Raw genomic sequence first — 17347 nt, 5'->3', positions numbered from 1 at the left:
CATGACAGCGCACGAGACCGAGCCCTCCACCGCCGCGCTGCGCGCCGCACTGCTGGACAAGCTGCGCGGCGGCGCGGGCGGCGCCCCTGCGGCCGAGACGGCCACGACCGCCGCGGCCCGCGTGCCCGCCGTGGCGAGGACCGGGCCGCTGCCCGCCTCCAGCGCACAGGAACGCCTGTGGTTCCTCGACCAGTTGCACGGCGAGAACGCCGCCTACAACGTGGTGTTCGCCCTCCGTCTCGACGGCCCGCTCCGCCTCGACGTGCTGCGCGTCTGCCTCACCCGCCTCGTGGACCGGCACGAGGTGCTGCGCACCCGCTACGTCAAGGAGGGCGAGGACCTCTTCCAGGACATCGCCCGCACCCTTACCCTCGACATCCCCTGCGACGACCTGACCCGGCTGCCCGAGAACGAGCGGGAGGCCGAGGCACACCGCCGCCTCGCCGCGCACAGCCGCATCCCCTTCTCCCTGCTGTCCGCGCAGCCCCTCGTACGGTTCCGCGTGCTGCGCTCGTCGCCGACCCGCCACCACCTCTTCGCCAACTTCCACCACAGCGTCACCGACGGCTGGTCGGAGGACATCTTCTTCCGCGAGCTGTGGCAGCTGTACGGGGACGCCGTGGCGGGCCGCGAGAGCCGGCTGCCCGAGGTGCCCGTGCAGTACGCGGACTACGCGGTGTGGGAGCGCGGCCCCGCCGCCACCGCCCGCGTCGACGAGCACGTGACGTACTGGATGAAGCAGTTGAGCGGCGACCCGGCCGCCGTCGAGCTGCCCGCCGACCGACCCCGGCCCACCGCGCCCAGCTTCCGCGGCGCCGGAGTCACCGTCGACGTGCCGCCCGACGTGGCCCGCGCCATCGACGAGACGGGCCGCCGCGAGCACGTCACCCCCTTCACGGTGCTGCTGACGGCGCTGACCGCCCTGCTGCACCGCTACACCGGCGGCGAGGACATCGTCGTCGGCACCCCCGTCGCGGCCCGCACCCGCCCGGAACTGGAACAGACCGTCGGGTTCTTCGTGAACACCGTCGCGCTGCGCACCGACCTGTCGGGCGAGCCGACCTTCGCCGAACTGCTGGTGCGCGCCCGCGAGGTGATCCTGCATGCCCAGGCCCACCAGGAGGCCCCGTTCGCCCGGGTCGTGCAGGAGGTCGCGCCCGGCCGCGACCCGGCCCTCAACCCGCTCTTCCAGATCCTGTGCAACTACCTGGAGACACAGGAGACCTGGCACGTCGGCGAGCTGACCGCACGGATCGTCGACATCGCCGAGCAGAGCACCCGCTTCGACCTGGAGCTGCACGCCGAGAAACTTACTTCGGGCGGCTACCGGTGCCGCTTCGTGTACGCCACCGACCTCTTCGACGAGGCCCGGGTGCGACGCCTGGCCGAGCACTACCTCACGGTGCTGGCCACCGCCGTCCAGGCACCGCACACCCGCGTCGCCGACTGCGCTCTGCTGTCCGGCACCGAACGCGACCTGGTCGTCGAGACGTGGAACGCCACCGAGCGCCCGCTGCCCGAGCAGACAGTGGTGGACCTCTTCACGCGGCAGGCCGCCCGCACCCCCGACGCCACCGCGCTGCTGCACGAGGACACCGCCCTGACCTACCGGGAACTCGACGAGCGCTCGGACCGGCTGGCCCGGCTGCTGGCCGCCCGCGGCTCCGGCCCCGAGCAGGTCGTGGCCCTCACCCTGCCCCGCTGCCCGGACCTCGTCGTCGCCATGGTCGCCGCCCTCAAGACCGGCGCCGCCTACCTGCCCGTCGAGCCCGACTACCCCGACGACCGCGTCGCCTACATGCTCGGCCAGGCCCGCCCCACGCTTGCGGTGACCTACCGGTCCCGCCTCGACGGGCTGCCCGCGGGCGTCGAGGCGCTGGTCCTCGACGCTCCCCGGACGGCCGCCCAGCTCGCCGCGCAGCCCACCGGGCCGCTGGACGAACGCGAGTGGCACGGGCCGCCCCTGTGCGACGACCACCCCGCCTATCTGATCTACACCTCCGGCTCCACCGGCCGGCCCAAGGGTGTCGTCATGCCGCACCGCGGCCTGCGCAACATGCTCGCCGCCCACCGCGCCGCCTTCCCCGCCGGCGGCCCCGGCACCCGCGTCGCCCAGTTCTGCTCCGTCGGCTTCGACTTCTCCGTCGAGGAGATCCTCGCGACGCTGCTGCACGGCAAGACGCTCGTGATCCCGCCCGACGAGGTGCGCCGCAGCGCCGAACAGCTCGCCCGCTGGATCGCACGCCACCGCGTCAACGAACTGTTCGCGCCCACCGCCGTCATCGAGGCCCTCTACGAGGCCGCCCGCGAACAGGACATCCCGCTCGACACACTCACCGACGTCATCCAGGGCGGCGAGGCCCTCACCCTGGGCGAACGCACTCGCGCCGGACACCGGCCCGGCTCCGGACGCCGCCTGCACAACGTGTACGGGCCCGCCGAGACCCACGGCGTGACCATGTACACGCTCCCCGAGGACAGCACCGGCTGGCCCGCGTCCGCCCCGCTCGGCGCCCCCATCGCCAACACCCGCGCCTACGTCCTCGACACCCGCCTGCGCCCGGTGCCCGTGGGCGTCACCGGCGAGCTGTACCTGGCCGGCGCCTGCCTCGCCCGCGGCTACGCCCACCATCCCCGGCTCACCGCGGAACGCTTCGTCGCCTGCCCCTTCGGCGCCCCGGGCGAGCGCATGTACCGCACCGGCGACCTCGCCCAGTGGCAGCCCGACGGCACTCTCCAGATGTTCGGCCGCTCCGACGAGCAGGTGAAGATCAGGGGATTCCGGGTGGAGCCCGGCGAGGTGGAGGCGGCCCTCACCGAACAGCCCGCCGTCGCCCACGCGGCCGTGACCGTGCGCGAGGACCGGCCCGGCGGCAAGTACCTCGCCGCCTACGTCACCCCCGCCGACGGCACCCCGCTCGACATCACCGCGCTGCGCACCCGGCTCGCCCGGTCGCTGCCGTCGTTCATGGTGCCCGCGGTCTTCGTCCCGCTGGACGCCCTGCCGCTCAGCCCCAACGGCAAACTCGACCGCAAGGCGCTGCCCGCCCCCGACCACGGCGCGCGCGACGCCGGACGCGGCCCGCGTACCGAGGCCGAACACCTGCTGTGCGGACTGTTCGCCGAGGTCCTCGGACACCCCTGGGAGGATGTCGAGGCGAGCTTCTTCGCCCACGGCGGCCACTCGCTGCTCGCGACCCGCCTGATCACCCGCATCCGCGGCGAATGCGGTGTCGAACTCCCGCTGCGCGCCGTGTTCGAGACCCCCACCGTCGCCGAACTCGCCACCCGCCTGGGCGTACGGGGAGCGAGCCGCCCGGCCCTGGAACGCGCACCGCGCCCCGAGGCCGTACCGCTGTCGTACGCGCAGCGCCGCCTGTGGTTCCTCAACCGGTTCGAGGACCAGCGCGCCGTCTACAACATGCCGTGGGCGCTCACCCTCACCGGCCCGCTCGATGTCGCCGGGCTCGAAGCGGCGCTCGGCGACCTGGTGAGCCGCCACGAGAGCCTGCGCACGGTGTTCCCCGCGACCGACGGCGAACCCCACCAGTACCTGCTGACCCCCGAACAGGCATGCCCCCGCCTGCGGTTGCACGACACGGCCACCGCGCAGGGACCGGGCGATCTGAGCGAGCCGGTCGCCGCCGCGGCGGCGGAGGGATTCGACGTCACGGTGGACCCGCCGCTGCGCGCCCACCTGTTCACCGCCGGGCCCGACACCCACGTCCTGCTCCTCGTGGTGCACCACATCGCCTGCGACGGCTGGTCCATCGGGCCGCTGTGGCGGGACCTGTCAGCCGCCTACGCCGCACGCCGCGCGGGCCGGGCGCCGCAGTGGGAGCCGCTGCCCGTCCAGTACGCCGACTACACCCTGTGGCAGCGCAGGCTGCTCGGCGCGCCCGACGACCCCGACAGCGTGCTCGCACGCCAGACCACGTACTGGACAGAAGCACTGGCCGGACTGCCCGACGAACTGAACCTGCCCACCGGCCGACCGCGCAGGCCCGACACCGGGTACCGCGGTGGCGCCGTCCCCTTCGCCGTACCGGCCGCCCTGCACCGGCGTCTGACCGACCTCGCGCAGCGCACCGGCACCAGTACGTTCATGGTCGTGCAGACGGCGCTCGCCGCGCTGCTCACCCGGGCCGGGGCGGGCACCGACATCCCGCTGGGCACGCCCCTCGCCGGCCGCACCGACGAAGCCCTCGACGACCTCGTCGGCTTCTTCGTCAACACCCTCGTGCTGCGCGCCGATACCTCCGGCGACCCCACCTTCGCCGAACTCCTCGGCCGTATCCGTTCCCACAGCCTGGCCGCCTACGCGCACCAGGACCTGCCCTTCGACCGGTTGGTGGAGTCGCTGAACCCGGCCCGCTCGGTCGGCCGCCACCCGCTGTTCCAGGTGATGCTCGCCTTCCAGAACAACGCGGGCGGCGAACTCGACCTGCCCGGACTCCAGGTCCGTGACTTCCCCTTCGAGCTGCGGCACTCCATGTTCGACCTGCTGTTCAACGTCACCGAGCAGCGCGACGGGCGTGGCGAGCCCGCGGGCCTGAGCGGCTATGTCACCTACCGGCTCGACCTGTTCGAGCGCGGCACGGCCGAATGGCTCGTGACCGGCCTGACCCGGATGCTGACGGCCCTGGCCGCCGACCCCGACCGGCGCCCCGCCGACGTGGATCTCCTCGACGCCGCGCAGCGCCACCTCCTGCTGAGCGAACGCAACGACACCGACCGCACCCTGCCGCGGACCTCGCTCGCCGCCCTCTTCGAACACCAAGCGGCCCGCACCCCCGGCGCCCCAGCCCTGAGCCATGGCGAACTGACGCTGACCTACCGGGAGCTGAACGAGCGGGCCAACCGCCTGTCCCGTCTGCTCGTGGCCCGCGGAGTGGGTGCGGAGGACATCGTCGCGCTCCTGCTGCCCCGCTCGCCGGAGCAGGTGATCGCCCTGCTCGCGGTGGTCAAGGCGGGCGCCGCCTATCTCCCCCTGGACCCACACCAGCCCGCGGACCGCATCGCCTACATGCTCCGTGACGCGTCCCCCGCCCTGACACTCACCACCACCGCCGTCGACGCAACCCTCCACGACCAGTCACCGGCCCGGACGATCCACCTCGACACCGCGGACCACACCGCCGCCCTCGCCCAGCAGCCGACCGACGACCTGCGCGACGCGGAGCGAGTGCGCCCCACCCACCCCCTCCACCCGGCCTACCTCGTCTACACCTCGGGGTCCACCGGCCGCCCCAAGGGCGTACTGATGCCCGCCCGAACCCTGATCAACCTGCTGACCTGGCAGGCCGATACAGGGGACGGCCACGCCCCTGGCCGCACCGCGCAGTTCACCACACCCAGCTTCGACGTCAGCACCCAGGAGATTCTCGCCACCCTTCTCGACGGCGACGAACTCGTCGTCCCCGACCTGGACGTCCGCGAGGACTTCGCCGGGTTCGTACGCTGGCTCGACCGTGAACGGATCACCACCCTGTACGCCCCCAACGTCGTCATCGAGACCCTGGCCCAGATCGCCGACGAGGAAGGCCTGCACCTGGCCGCGCTGTGCCAAGTCGCCCAGGCGGGCGAGGCGTTGGTGCTCGGCGACCGCATGCGCCGCTTCTTCGCCGACCGGCCGCACTGCCGGCTGCTCAACCACTACGGCCCGGCCGAGACCCACGTCACGACCAGCCACGCGCTGCCCGCCGAGCGCGCCACGTGGCCCTACGCTCCCCCCATCGGCCGTCCCGTGGACAACACACGCTGCTACGTCCTGGACGACCGCCTGCGCCCGGTGCCGCCGGGTGTCCCCGGCGAGCTGTACCTCGCGGGCGCGGCACTCGCCCGCGGCTACGCGGGCCGACCCGCCCTGACCGCGGAGCGCTTCGTCGCCTGTCCGTTCGGCGCACCCGGCGAACGGATGTACCGCACCGGCGACATCGTGGTCTGGAACGCGGAAGGCCACCTGGAGTACCGCGGCCGCGCCGACGACCAGGTCAAGGTCCGCGGCTTCCGCGTCGAACTCGGCGAGGTCGAACAAGCCCTGGCCGGACACCCGGACGTGGCCCAGGTCAAGGTGCTCGCCGAGGACCACCCCAGCCGCGGCAGGCAACTCGCCGCCTACGTCGTGCCCGCGGCACACGCCGAGCCGACCGCCCGGGACCTGCGCGAGCACGCCGCCCGCTGGCTGCCCGACCACATGATTCCCGCCCGCTTCTGCACCGTGGCCGCCTTCCCCGCCTCGCCCAACGGCAAGGTGGACGCGGCCCGCCTCGCGGCACTCGCCACCGAACTGTCCGCCGAGGACAGGTACGAGCCCCCGACCTCACCCACGCAGCACACCATCGCGGCGGTGTGGCAGAAGCTGCTCGGCACCGACCGCATCGGCGTGCACGACAACTTCTTCACCCTGGGCGGCCATTCACTGCTGGCCACCCAGGCGGTGTCGAAACTCCGCACGGCCCTGGGGATGCCCCTGACCATGCAGGACTTCTTCGCCCACCCCACTGTCGCCGCCCTCGCGGCGCTGGCCGAGAGCCGGGGCACGCAGGGGACGCCCGAGGAACCGGAGGTGCCGGTGGTGCGCCGGGCACGGCGCCGCACGACGCTCTGACGGGCGCGGCGGGCCGGGAGGAGGCCCTCGCCGTCACCACGGTCGGCGGTCTGCGCCCCGCCGGCATGCCGCCCCGGCTCCAGGGACTTTCAGAGACTTTCGGCGCTGTCCGAGGGACTTCCGAGGGACCTTCCGCCGCCTGACGCGGCAAGCCTAGAAAGACCGGAAAGGGCCTCCGGCGCAGCCCAGAGGCCCTCACCAAGGCGAAGCCGCAGGTAGCGGCAGACGAGTCGGGCTGTACGCCGGGTTCTGTTCCCGGGGTTCCTCGCGGAGCCCCGGGCGACGGCCATCCATCTAGGACCGGCGTTGCCACCGGCCTCGTGCGGTCTACCCGCGGACTCGGGCGGGCAGCCCTCGAACGTCCGCGCAGAGACACCGAAGTGTCTCCTCTTGACCTTGCTCCGGGTGGGGTTTACCTAGCTGCCTGAGTCACCCCAGGCACTGGTGGTCTCTTACACCACCGTTTCACCCTTACCGAGGGCCGGAGCCCTCGGCGGTTTGCTTTCTGTGGCACTGTCCCGCGGGTCACCCCGGGTGGCCGTTAGCCACCACCCTGCCCTGTGGAGCCCGGACGTTCCTCGGGGAGCTCCCCGTCAGGGGGACTCCACGCGGCCGTCCGCCCGGCTCGTCTGCCGTGTCGACCATGGTACCGGGCGTGAGCGGGGCCGCGGACCGGCGGCGGTCGCCAGGACCGAACCCGCGAGGATCAGGGTGAAGGCCGCGATGATGCCGGGGGTCAGGCGCTCGTCGAGGAACAGTGCCCCTGCCGCCACCGCAACCGCCGGGTTGACGTACGTGATCACTGTCGCCCGGGTCGGGCCCGCCTCCTTGATCAGTTCCAGGAAGGCGACGAAGGCGATCGCCGTGCACAGCACTCCCAGTCCGGCCAGGGCGGCCAGGACCTCGGGGGCGGGCACCGAGGACGGCCAGGTGAGCGCGGCCGCCGGGGAGTAGACGAGTGCGGCCAGGGTCAGGCAGAACGCGGTGAGCTGGAGGGACGGGACCTCCTTCAGGCGCCGGGCGGCTATCAGGGGGGCGATCGCGTAGCCGAGGACCGTCAGCAGGACCTCGCCGAGGGAGCGGGCGTCGCCGCCGGTGAGGTGCGGGATCGTGAGGACCGCCACGCCGCCCAGGCCCAGCGCGAGGCCGGTCACGCGGCGTACGCCGAGCCGCTCCGTGTCGCCGAAGAAACGGGCGAAGACCACGCCGGCGATGGGGACGCCCGCGATCAGCAGGCCCGCCGTGGAGCTGGACAGGTGGCGTTCGGCGTCCGTCAGCGTCCACCAGGGGCCGATGATCTCGATGCACGCGAAGGCCAGGAGGGGGCGCCAGTGGTTGCGGACCGTGCGGGTCAGGCCGCCCTGGCGCAGGGCGAAGGGGAGCAGGAGCGCGGCGCCCAGCGCGCAGCGCGTGAACACCACCATGGACGGAGACAGGGTGTCCACCGCCACTTTGATCATCAGGTAGGGGACGCCCCAGACCACTCCCATCAGGGAGAACAGGAACCAGCCGCGTGCAGTCATACGGCGAGTCTCGGCCGCCTCACCCCGCCGCGTCTTGAACGCTGTTGCGGTACGCCGCCGGGGTCACGCCCAGCACCCGGCGGAACCAGCGGGTGAGGTGCGCCTGGTCGGCGAAGCCGACGAGGCCCGCGACCTCGGCGGGGCGCAGGCCGGTTTCCAGGAGGCCGCGGGCTCTGGCCACGCGGTGCTGGGCGAGCCAGGCGTAGGGCGGCACGCCCATCGTCGTACGGAAGGCGCGCAGCAGCTGGTAGCGGGACAGGCCCAGGTCGGTGGCGAGGTCGGCCAGGGAGGGGGGTTCCAGCAGCTCGTCCGCGAGGCGGTCGCGTACGGCCCGGGCGATGTGGCCGGCGCCGGGCACGGTGTCCTCGCTCGCCCGGGCCGTGGAGTGCCGGCGGGCCAGGGCCGTGAGCAGCCAGGGCACCCTGGACTCGGCCTCCAGCGGGTCGGGGCAGGCGCTGATGTCGGTGTGGGCGGCGCGGAGGGCGGTGGCCAGTTCGGGGTCGTGCAGGACGGGGTCGCGGAAGTGCGGGGGGCCGCCGAGCGTGCCGTCGGTGAGGAGGGACGGCTCGGCGTACAGGGCCTGGTAGGCATAGCCCTCGCGGGCGGCAGGACCGCCGGTGTGCATCTCGCCCGGCTCCAGCACGACGATCGAGCCCGGGTAGGAGTGGATCAGCCCGCCCCGGTACGCGATGACCTCCGAGCCGCCGACCGTGACACCGATGGTGAACTCGTGGTGGGCGTGCGGAGCGTAGACATGCTGATCGAAGTGGGCGGTGAGCAGGTCGAGGGGCGGCCCGGACCGCCCCAGCCGCGCCCTGGCCCAGCGGGCCTGTTCCCGTATCCGCCCCCGTGTGCTCACCTCGTCCCCCCGGTTCACAGGGGATCAGAGAAGGTCTGTCGTGTCCAGTTCGAAAACGAATGGCTCGGGGAGAGTGATCGGCTTGCCGAAGGGGCGAGCACAATGCTCGCGGTAGTCGTCCTGCTCGGGTTCGCTGAACAACGTGACCTGAGCGGTGTCCCGGTCGACGAGCAGGTAGAGAGGGATGCCTTCGCGGGCATAGCAACGGCGCTTGACCTCGCGATCGGCCTTCGGCTTGGTCGACGTCACCTCAAGAACCATGGCAACGCCTTCAGACATCCAGGAGCCGACCCCGCCGAACAGGTCGAGCTCGATAGGGCCGAAGGTGACGTCCGGTACCAAGTGGTTCTTGGGGCAGGCGTCTGCGCTCCGCATTTTCAGCCCCTTGTTCCCGGAGAAGTCCATGTCGGTCCGGGACTGCTTGATCACTTGCCTCACGATCCGGCTGATGTGCTTCTCGTGATCCCCGTCCGGCGGCGGCGTCACAACGATCTCCTCCTCGATCAGCTCGGCCCGGAAACCCTCCGGGGTGTCCAGGGCGAGAAAGCCCTCCAGCAGGACCTCTTCCTGCGTGAGCGGCTCATGGGCCATGGCAGTCATGTCACGCCCCTCCTTCGGTCGCTCGCCAGACCGGGACATCGCCGAACCACCCGTCCGTGAGATCGGGAACCGTTCCCTCGATCGTGGCACACGATCACGGCCGCCGTCAGAAGCCGTCCTTGACCTTGCCGCAACGTCAACGTCTCTACTGGTCCCATGCGAATCGGAGAACTCGCCGACGTCGTCGGTGTCACCACGCGGGCCGTGCGCCATTACCACCATGTGGGGCTGTTGCCCGAGCCGGAGCGGCGGGCGAACGGGTATCGGGAGTACGGGCTGCGGCACGCTGTCGTGCTGGCGCGGATCCGGCGGCTGACCGAGTTGGGGCTGGGGCTCGCCGAGGTGCGGGATGTGCTGGCGGATGACGCGGGGAAGGACCTCGTCGAGGTGCTGACCGAGCTGGACGAGGATCTGGCGCGGCAGGAGGAGGCCATCCGGGAGCGGCGGGGGCGGTTGCGGGCGTTGCTGGAGGCGGAGGGCGGGCTGCCCGCCGAAGGGCCGGTGTCGCCCGAGCTGGCCGCGTTGTTCGCCGGGACCGCGCATCTGTCGGGCTCGCCCATGGCCGCCAAGGACCGCGAGATCATCGCCTTCCTGGAGACGGCCATGCCTGAGGAGGCCCGGCAGCAGCTCGTGTCGTCGCTGGGTGAGGTGCTCGGCCCGCCCGAAGCCGTGGCGCGGGCCGACGAGGCGTACGCCCGGCTCGACGCGCTCGCCGACGCCGAGCCGGACGATCCGCGCGTCGCCGAGGCCGCCCGGGCCCTGGCCGACTGCATTCCGCCGGGGCTGTTCCCGGAGATCGGGGACCTCGACCACGACGGCGGTGTCCTGCGCGCCTTCTACGAGGACCTGGCCCCGGCCCAGGCGGAGGCGATCCGCCGGACGCTGCACATCCTCGCCGAGGAGCGGCGATGAGGATCGCGCGTCTGATCGTCCACCACGAGGCGCGGCTGCTCGTGAGTCTCGTGCTGTGGGTGGCGCGGCGCACGCACGGGACCAGGAGTGGGCGGGCTTTCGGGTACGCGGGCGGGCAGGGCGCGATGATGCTGGGGTTGGGGTTCGTGTGTCTCGTCGAGACCGTCGCGATGTCCGTGCTGCTGCGCGACTGGCCGACCGCGCACGCCCTGCTTCTCTTCCTGGACGTGTACGGCATCGTCATCGTCGTCGCGCTGCACGCCTCGTCCGTCGTACGCCCGCACGTGCTGGATCCGGACGCCGGCTCGCTGCGGATCCGCCGGTACGTCCAAGTCGACCTGCGCGTGCCGCTGGAGCGGATCGCCTCGGTGCGGCGCGAGCTGCGGATGACACACGAGCGGGCCGACGGTGAACTCGATGTCGAGGTGGGGTCTCAGACCACCGTCACGCTCGAACTGACGGAGCCGGTCACGCACGTCACGTCCTTCGGGCGTCGGAGGGAGGTACGGGTGGTCCGCTTCCACGCCGACGACGCCGACGGGCTCGTCCGGGCCCTCGGCCAGGCCCGCGTCTGAGCTCCCCGTACGCTGTCCCGGAGTTCGATCGAAGGAGTACGCGTGCTTGTCCTGCTGCCGCCGTCCGAAGGCAAGGCCTCCTCCGGCCGCGGTGCCCCGCTGAAGCCTCAGGCGCTGTCGCTGCCGGGGCTGACCGCCGCCCGGGAGGCCGTCCTCACCGAGCTGGTCGAGTTGTGCGCCGGCGACGAGGACAAGGCGCGCGAGGTGCTCGGGCTGAGCGAGGGGCTGCGGGGCGAGGTCGCGAAGAACGCGGAGCTGCGCACGGCGGGGGCCCGCCCGGCCGGGGAGATCTACACCGGGGTGCTGTACGACGCCCTCGGCCTGGCGTCCCTGGACGCCTCCGCCAAGCGGCGTGCCGCGCGGTCGCTGCTGGTCTTCTCCGGGCTGTGGGGAGCGGTCCGGGTGACGGACCGGATCCCGTCCTACCGGTGCTCGATGGGTGTGAAGCTGCCGGGTCTCGGTGCACTGGGCGCGCACTGGCGTACGCCGATGGCGTCGGTGCTTCCCGAGGCGGCCGGGGACGGGCTGGTGCTGGATCTGCGGTCCGCCGCGTACGCCGCCGCGTGGAAACCGAAGGGTGAGGTCGCCGGGCGGACGGCGTCCGTGCGGGTGCTGCACGCGCCGACCCGGAAGGTCGTCAGCCACTTCAACAAGGCGACGAAGGGACGGATCGTGCGCAGCCTGCTGACCGCCGGGGCCGCCCCGAAGGGTCCGGCCGAGCTGGTGGAGGCGCTGCGGGATCTCGGGTACGTCGTGGAGGCGGAGGCCCCTGTGAAGGCAGGGCAGGCGTGGTCGCTGGATGTGCTGGTGACCGAGGTCCACTGAGCATCATCGCAGCATTGAATTGAAGCATTGCAGCATGCGCAATGAGCTTTGCGCATGCTGTCGAGTCGGCGGCAGGATACGGCCATGGCCCCTCCCCTGCCCGCCGCCTCCGTGCTGGACCTCGCGCCCGTCGTCCCTGTCGTCGTCGTCGAGGATGCCGGTGACGCCGTACCGCTGGCGCGGGCGCTGGTCGCTGGTGGGCTGCCCGCGATCGAGGTGACGCTGCGGACGCCGGCGGCTGTGGAGGCGATCCGGGAGATCGCCGGGCAGGTGCCGGAGGCGGTGGTGGGTGCCGGGACGGTGATCAGCCCCGCGCAGGTCACGGAGGCGGTGGCAGCGGGCGCCCGCTTCCTGGTCAGTCCCGGCTGGACGGACGTGCTGCTGGAGGCGATGCGGGGCTCCGGCGTGCCGTTCCTGCCGGGGTGTCGACCACGTCCGAGGTCGTGGCGCTGCTGGAGCGCGGGGTGCGGGAGATGAAGTTCTTCCCGGCCGAGGCCGCGGGCGGTACGGCGTACCTGAAGTCGCTGTCCGGGCCGCTCCCCCAGGCCCGGTTCTGCCCCACGGGCGGCATCGGTCCGGCCTCCGCTCCGGACTATCTGGCCCTGCCCAATGTCGCCTGCGTCGGCGGGAGTTGGATGCTGCCGCAGGACGTGGTCACGGCCCGCGACTGGGGCCGGGCCGAGACGCTGGCCCGCGAGGCGGCGGCGCTCAGCGCAGGTGTGACGTGTCGTTGAGAAGCCGGAGGCTGGCGTTGCCGTCCGCGTAGTACGCGACGACCGACAGGGACGCGGCCGACAGTTCCATGCGGAACAGGGACTCCGGCGGGGCGCCGAGGGCGAGCCGGACGAGCGTCTTGATCGGGGTCACGTGCGTGACGAGCAGGACGGTGCGTCCCGTGTACGCCGCGATCAGCTTGTCGCGGGTGGCGGCGATCCGGGTGGCGGTCGCCGCGAAGCTCTCGCCGCCGCCGGTGGGTTCGGCGTCCGGGGAGGCCAGCCAGGCATTCAGGTCGTCGGGGTGGCGCTCACGCACCTCGGCGAAGGTGAGGCCCTCCCAGGCGCCGAAGTCCGTCTCGCGCAGCCCGTCCTCGACGCTCACGTCGAGGCCGAGCCGGGCGGCGATGATACCGGCGGTTTCCCGGGTGCGGGCGAGGGGCGACGACACGATCGCCTGGATCGTGCCCCGCCGGGCGAGCAGGGCGGCGGCTCGCTCGGCCTGGTCCCGGCCGATGCCGGAGAGGGAGGGGTCGGTGCCGCCACTGCCGGAGAACCGCTTCTGCGGCGTCAACGGCGTCTCCCCGTGCCGCAACAGCACGAAGGTGGCGGGGGCGCCCATGTCTGCGGGAGCCCAGCCGGGGGTGGCAACGGCCTTGGCGGCACGGGCGTCGGCGTCCGCCTTGGCCGTGTCCGTGGCCGTGGGAGCGTCAGCGTCTGCCTCGGCCGCGCCATGGTCGGCGTCCGCCTTGGGGGCACGGGCATCGGAGTCCGCCTCGGCCGCGGGAGCGTCAGCACCCGCCCCGGCGACACGAACAACGTCATCCGCCTCCACCGAACCGACGGCAGCACCGACACCAGCGGGAACCCCACCCGGGCCGGCGGCGGCCTTCGCAGCACGGACGTCGGCATCCGCCCCCGCCGCGCGTACATCAGCGTCCGCCCCGGCGACACGAACCTCCGCGTCCACCCCGGCGGCACGAACATCGTCGTCCGCCGTCGCCGAGCCGGCGCCGGCCCCGGCCGACGCGCCGTCGCCGCCCCGTTGCTCCGTCGCTCCGGGGGCGGAAGGCGGAACGGGAGAAGGCCCGGCTTCGGGATCCGGGCCGGCCGACGTGGCGGAGGCGGCGCGGCCCGCCGCCAGGGCTTCGCGTGCCCTCGCGGCGCCCGCCGCGGCGTCACCCCGCGGGTCGACGGCCCCGGCTCCGGCTCTGGTGTCCAGCTCCGCCGTCGAAGTCGAAGCCGACCACTGCTCTCCCCTGGCCCCGGCGTCCATCGCCTCGTTGGCCAGCCGGTCCGCGTGCTTGTTCCGCTCTCGTGGAATCCACTCGTACGTCACGCGCCCGGGCGGGAAGATCCGGGCCGCGTCCGCAGCCAGTGGCCTCATGCCGGGGTGCTTGATCTTCCAGCGGCCCGACATCTGCTCGACGACGAGCTTGGAGTCCATCCGGACGTGGACCGTCGCGCCCGGGTCCAGTTCGTGAGCGGCGCGCAGGCCGGCGAGGAGGCCGCGGTACTCGGCGACGTTGTTCGTGGCGGCGCCGATGTACTCGGCGGCCTCCCGCAGTGTCTCGCCCGTCGCCGCGTCGCTCACCACGGCCCCGTAGCCCGCGGGTCCCGGGTTGCCCCGCGACCCGCCGTCGGCCTCGACGATGAACTCCCGCACCGGAACGGCTCCCAGCGACCTAGAGACCGGACTCGGACGTGCGCACCAGGATCCGGCGGCAGTTCTCGCAGCGGATCACCGTGTCGGGCGCCGCCTTGCGGATCTCGCTGATCTCCGTGATGGCGAGCTCCTGCCGGCAGCCCTGGCAGCTGCGCGCGTACAGCTTCGCCGCGCCGATGCCGCCCTGCTGCTCGCGCAGCTTCTCGTAGAGCTTGAGCAGGTCGGCGGGGATGGAACCGGCGATGACCTCGCGCTCCTTGGTGACCGTGGCGACCTCGGCGTCGATCTCCTCGAAAGCGGCGTCGCGGCGTGCGGTCGCGTCGTCGATCTTCGACTGGACGGAGCCGACCCGCTCGGTCAGCTCGGCGACCCGCTGCTGCGCGGACTCCCGGCGCTCCATGACCTCCAGCACGACGTCCTCCAGATCACCCTGCCGCTTGGCGAGCGAGGCGATCTCGCGCTGGAGGTTCTCCAGGTCCTTGGGGGAGGTGACGGCGCCGGAGTCCAGGCGCTGCTGGTCGCGGGCGGAACGCTGGCGCACCTGGTCCACGTCCTGCTCGGCCTTGGTCTGTTCGCGGGTGGTGTCGCTCTCCTCGGTCTGCGCGGCCACGAGCAGGTCGCGCAGCTGGGTCTGGTCCTTGGTGAGCGACTCGATCTCGGCGTGCTCGGGCAGCGACCGCCGCCGGTGGGCGAGCTGCTGGAGGCGGACGTCGAGGTCCTGGACGTCGAGGAGTCGGATCTGGTCGGCGGGCGCGGCGTTCAGTTCGGGGCTCCCAGTGGGTCAGAAGTGGCAGAGGCCGCGTGGGCGGTCCAGGGGTCGGTGACCGTCTTCGAGACGTGGACGCGCAGGTCCCATCCGTGGCGGTCGGAGATCTCGTCGAGCTGGCTCGCGGCCAGCTCGCACCAGGGCCACTCGGTGGCCCAGTGCGCCGCGTCGAGCAGCGCGAGGCGGCTGTGGGCGCGGGCCTCGGAGACGGGGTGGTGGCGCAGGTCCGCCGTGAGGAAGGCGTCGACGCCCGCCGCGCGTACCTGGTCGAAGAGGCTGTCGCCGGACCCGCCGCTGACGGCGACGGTGCGCAGCACCGCCTCGGGGTCGCCGGCGACCCGGATGCCCTGCGCGGTGGCGGGCAGCCGCTCGGCGGCACGGGCGGCGAACTCGCGGACGGTCAGCGGGTGGTCGAGGGCGCAGACGCGGCCCAGTCCCCGGCGGCCCTCGGGGTCGTCGGCGTCCGGCACGAGCGGCCCGGTGACCCGCAGGTCCAGGGCGCCCGCGAGGGCGTCGGAGACGCCGGGGTCGGCGGTGTCGGCGTTGGTGTGGGCGACGTGCAGCGCGATGTCGTTCTTGATCAGGGTGTGGACGACACGGCCCTTGAAGTGCGTCGCCGCGACCGTCGTCGTGCCGCGCAGATAGAGCGGGTGGTGGGTGACGAGCAGGTCGGCACCCAGCTTCACCGCCTCGTCGACGATCTCCTGGACCGGGTCGACCGCGAACAGGACGCGCGTGACCTCCTGGTCCGGGTCGCCCACGACGGTGCCGACCGCGTCCCAGGACTCGGCCCGCTCGGCGGGCCACAGGTTCTCCAGCGCGGCGATGACTTCAGACAGACGGGGCACGAGTGCAAGGCTACCCGGCTGATCTGTGGCGTTGAACCGCCACCGCCACCGCCGCCGTCCGCCGCCCGTCGGACCGACTGTCGCCCCGTCCAGCACACAAGCCCCACATTCTCAGGCGAATCGTTCCTGGAACACCCTTATGTGTGAAGTCGGGACCCAGCGGATTCCGCGCCCGCACGCATGAAAACTACGTTCGTCACTGGAGGTGACCGAACGATGACAGCGTGTGCGATCGAGCCTTCGGCGGGTCACGAGGACGACGAGGCCGCGCCGGCAGGATGCACACTCACCGACGACGGCGCCTACGCCGCACGCCTCGCGTCGGCCGGCGACTCCTGGTTCCCGGAGCGCTGGACCCTGGACGGCCCCGAGCCGTACGCCGTGCCCCTGCCCCGCAACCAGCCGGAGGAACCCGGCACCGAGGTGCAGCCGATGGGCGACGGGCGGGTCCTCATCCACCGTCTGGTGGCCGGGCGGCACGCCTTCTCGCTGCTGTACCCGACCGGGCCCGGCACCGGCGAGCTGCCCCTGGGCGTGGTCGAGTGCCCGGACGGCACGGCCCGGCTGCGGCTGCTGCCGCCCGCCCCCGGCGGCGAGCGGGCGTACGCCCTGGCCGTCGGCCCGCGTGCGACGACGGTGTGGCTGGTGGCGGGCGGCGCCTTCGGGCCCGAGCGGCTGGCCGAGCTGCCCGGCCGCTGCTCGGGCGGGGTCTGGCTGGACCGTACGGCTCGGCTGCTGGCCCTGGACCGGGAGGCCGGCGGGCGCACCAAGGCCGTCGTGGTGGACCTGGAGCGCGGCGGGGAGGTGTCACCGCTGCTCCAGATCGCCGCCGACAGCGACGACCGGCTGCTGCTCGCCGACCACGACAGCGGGCTGCTGCTCATCCGCTCGGACGCGCCCTCGCCGGGGCAGGGCCGGCTGGGCTGGGGTGTCCTGGGCAGCACACTGCCGGTGCGTTTCCCGGAGTGCCTGCGGCTGCGGGACTGCACCGTCACGCCGTTCGCGATCCAGCCGGGGCAGATGCTGACGCCGGAGAGGTGCGCGGTGGCGCTGCGCGTCGACGGGCCGCGCGGCAGGTGGGTCGGCGTGTGGCGGCCGGCCGAGCGGCGGGTGCACCATCTCCCGGCGCCCGAGGGGTGGCTGGCGGGCACCGGCCTGTGGACGCCGGAGGGGGTGCTGCGTCTGCCGTACGCGACGGAGGCCGTGCCGTGCGGCGTGGCTCAGGTGAGCCCGCCCGCGCCCGCAGCGCAGGAGCCCGGCGCCGTGCCGTCGTATCCGGGGCCGGGGCAGAGGCCCGACGCGCGAGCCGCCGGCGTGACCACGGCGACGGGACACCCTCCGGAACAGGCGCCCACGGCAACAGGACACCCCCAGGCTCCGGAACACTCCGGGGACCTCCCACAGCCGGCGCAGCCTGCCCCGCCGGCCGATCCCGCCCCACCCCCGGCCC

At 73.0% G+C, this 17347-nt stretch carries 10 protein-coding genes, 1 other RNA gene and 2 pseudogenes; 6 read left to right on the top strand and 7 right to left on the bottom strand.

The window, feature by feature from the left end:
* The first annotated feature begins 1 nt into the window (after position 1).
* Positions 2-6610 carry a non-ribosomal peptide synthetase gene (locus AOQ53_RS18050; RefSeq protein ID WP_059418531.1) on the top strand — a complete coding sequence of 2203 codons (6609 nt, stop codon included), beginning with the start codon at positions 2-4 and terminating at the stop codon, positions 6608-6610.
* A 222-nt stretch (positions 6611-6832) separates the two neighbouring features.
* Here AOQ53_RS18050 and rnpB read toward each other — a convergent pair.
* The 4 genes and pseudogenes from rnpB to AOQ53_RS18025 form a co-directional block, all read right to left on the bottom strand.
* An RNA gene (gene rnpB / locus AOQ53_RS18045) (RNase P RNA component class A) lies at positions 6833-7238 on the bottom strand.
* A 115-nt stretch (positions 7239-7353) separates the two neighbouring features.
* A pseudogene (locus tag AOQ53_RS48105) lies at positions 7354-8070 on the bottom strand (DMT family transporter); the annotation flags it as partial.
* An 82-nt stretch (positions 8071-8152) separates the two neighbouring features.
* Entirely contained in the window at positions 8153-8992 is an 840-nt protein-coding gene (locus AOQ53_RS18030) for a helix-turn-helix domain-containing protein (protein WP_236711719.1), read from the bottom strand.
* 24 nt (positions 8993-9016) lie between these two features.
* On the bottom strand, positions 9017-9592 hold the full coding sequence (locus tag AOQ53_RS18025) for a Uma2 family endonuclease (RefSeq protein ID WP_174523314.1): 576 nt from the start codon (positions 9590-9592) through the stop codon (positions 9017-9019).
* Positions 9593-9748: 156 nt separating this feature from the next.
* On the opposite strand from AOQ53_RS18025, the gene AOQ53_RS18020 reads away from it, so the two are divergent.
* The 4 genes and pseudogenes from AOQ53_RS18020 to eda all read left to right on the top strand — a co-directional run bounded on the left by AOQ53_RS18020 (position 9749) and on the right by eda (position 12638).
* On the top strand, positions 9749-10504 hold the full coding sequence (locus AOQ53_RS18020) for a MerR family transcriptional regulator (protein ID WP_059418524.1): 756 nt from the start codon (positions 9749-9751) through the stop codon (positions 10502-10504).
* Positions 10501-11079, top strand: a complete 579-nt coding sequence (locus AOQ53_RS18015) for a hypothetical protein (RefSeq protein ID WP_059418523.1) — start codon at positions 10501-10503, stop codon at positions 11077-11079. The genes AOQ53_RS18020 and AOQ53_RS18015 overlap by 4 nt, the downstream gene beginning before the upstream one ends.
* A 42-nt stretch (positions 11080-11121) precedes the next feature.
* Positions 11122-11904: a peroxide stress protein YaaA gene (yaaA, locus tag AOQ53_RS18010; RefSeq protein ID WP_059418521.1), complete on the top strand. Its 783-nt coding sequence runs from the start codon at positions 11122-11124 to the stop codon at positions 11902-11904.
* A gap of 84 nt (positions 11905-11988) precedes the next feature.
* Positions 11989-12638, top strand: a pseudogene (gene eda, locus AOQ53_RS18005) (bifunctional 4-hydroxy-2-oxoglutarate aldolase/2-dehydro-3-deoxy-phosphogluconate aldolase).
* Here the strand turns inward: eda and AOQ53_RS18000 are convergent.
* The 3 genes from AOQ53_RS18000 to AOQ53_RS17990 are packed head-to-tail and all read right to left on the bottom strand — an operon-like array spanning position 12613 to position 15897.
* Positions 12613-14283, bottom strand: coding sequence for a bifunctional RNase H/acid phosphatase (locus tag AOQ53_RS18000; RefSeq protein WP_059418519.1), 1671 nt, complete (start codon positions 14281-14283; stop codon positions 12613-12615). The pseudogene eda and the gene AOQ53_RS18000 overlap by 26 nt on opposite strands.
* 19 nt (positions 14284-14302) lie before the next feature.
* Positions 14303-15046, bottom strand: coding sequence for a zinc ribbon domain-containing protein (locus tag AOQ53_RS17995; protein ID WP_078945370.1), 744 nt, complete (start codon positions 15044-15046; stop codon positions 14303-14305).
* The gene (locus AOQ53_RS17990) at positions 15043-15897 is read right to left on the bottom strand and encodes a Nif3-like dinuclear metal center hexameric protein (RefSeq protein ID WP_059418514.1); all 855 of its coding nucleotides are present in this window, start codon (positions 15895-15897) and stop codon (positions 15043-15045) included. Before AOQ53_RS17990 ends, AOQ53_RS17995 begins: the two co-directional genes overlap by 4 nt.
* Before the next feature lie 216 nt (positions 15898-16113).
* Here AOQ53_RS17990 and AOQ53_RS17985 point away from each other — a divergent pair.
* A partial coding sequence (locus AOQ53_RS17985; RefSeq protein ID WP_236711718.1) for a hypothetical protein occupies positions 16114-17347 on the top strand: 1234 nt, incomplete at its 3' end.

Origin of the sequence: Streptomyces azureus, assembly GCF_001270025.1 — a bacterium.
In the GTDB taxonomy this organism is placed as follows: Bacteria; Actinomycetota; Actinomycetes; order Streptomycetales; family Streptomycetaceae; genus Streptomyces; species Streptomyces azureus.
Note: the sequence above shows the minus strand (reverse complement) of the source record. Positions and strands in the feature narration are given on the sequence as shown.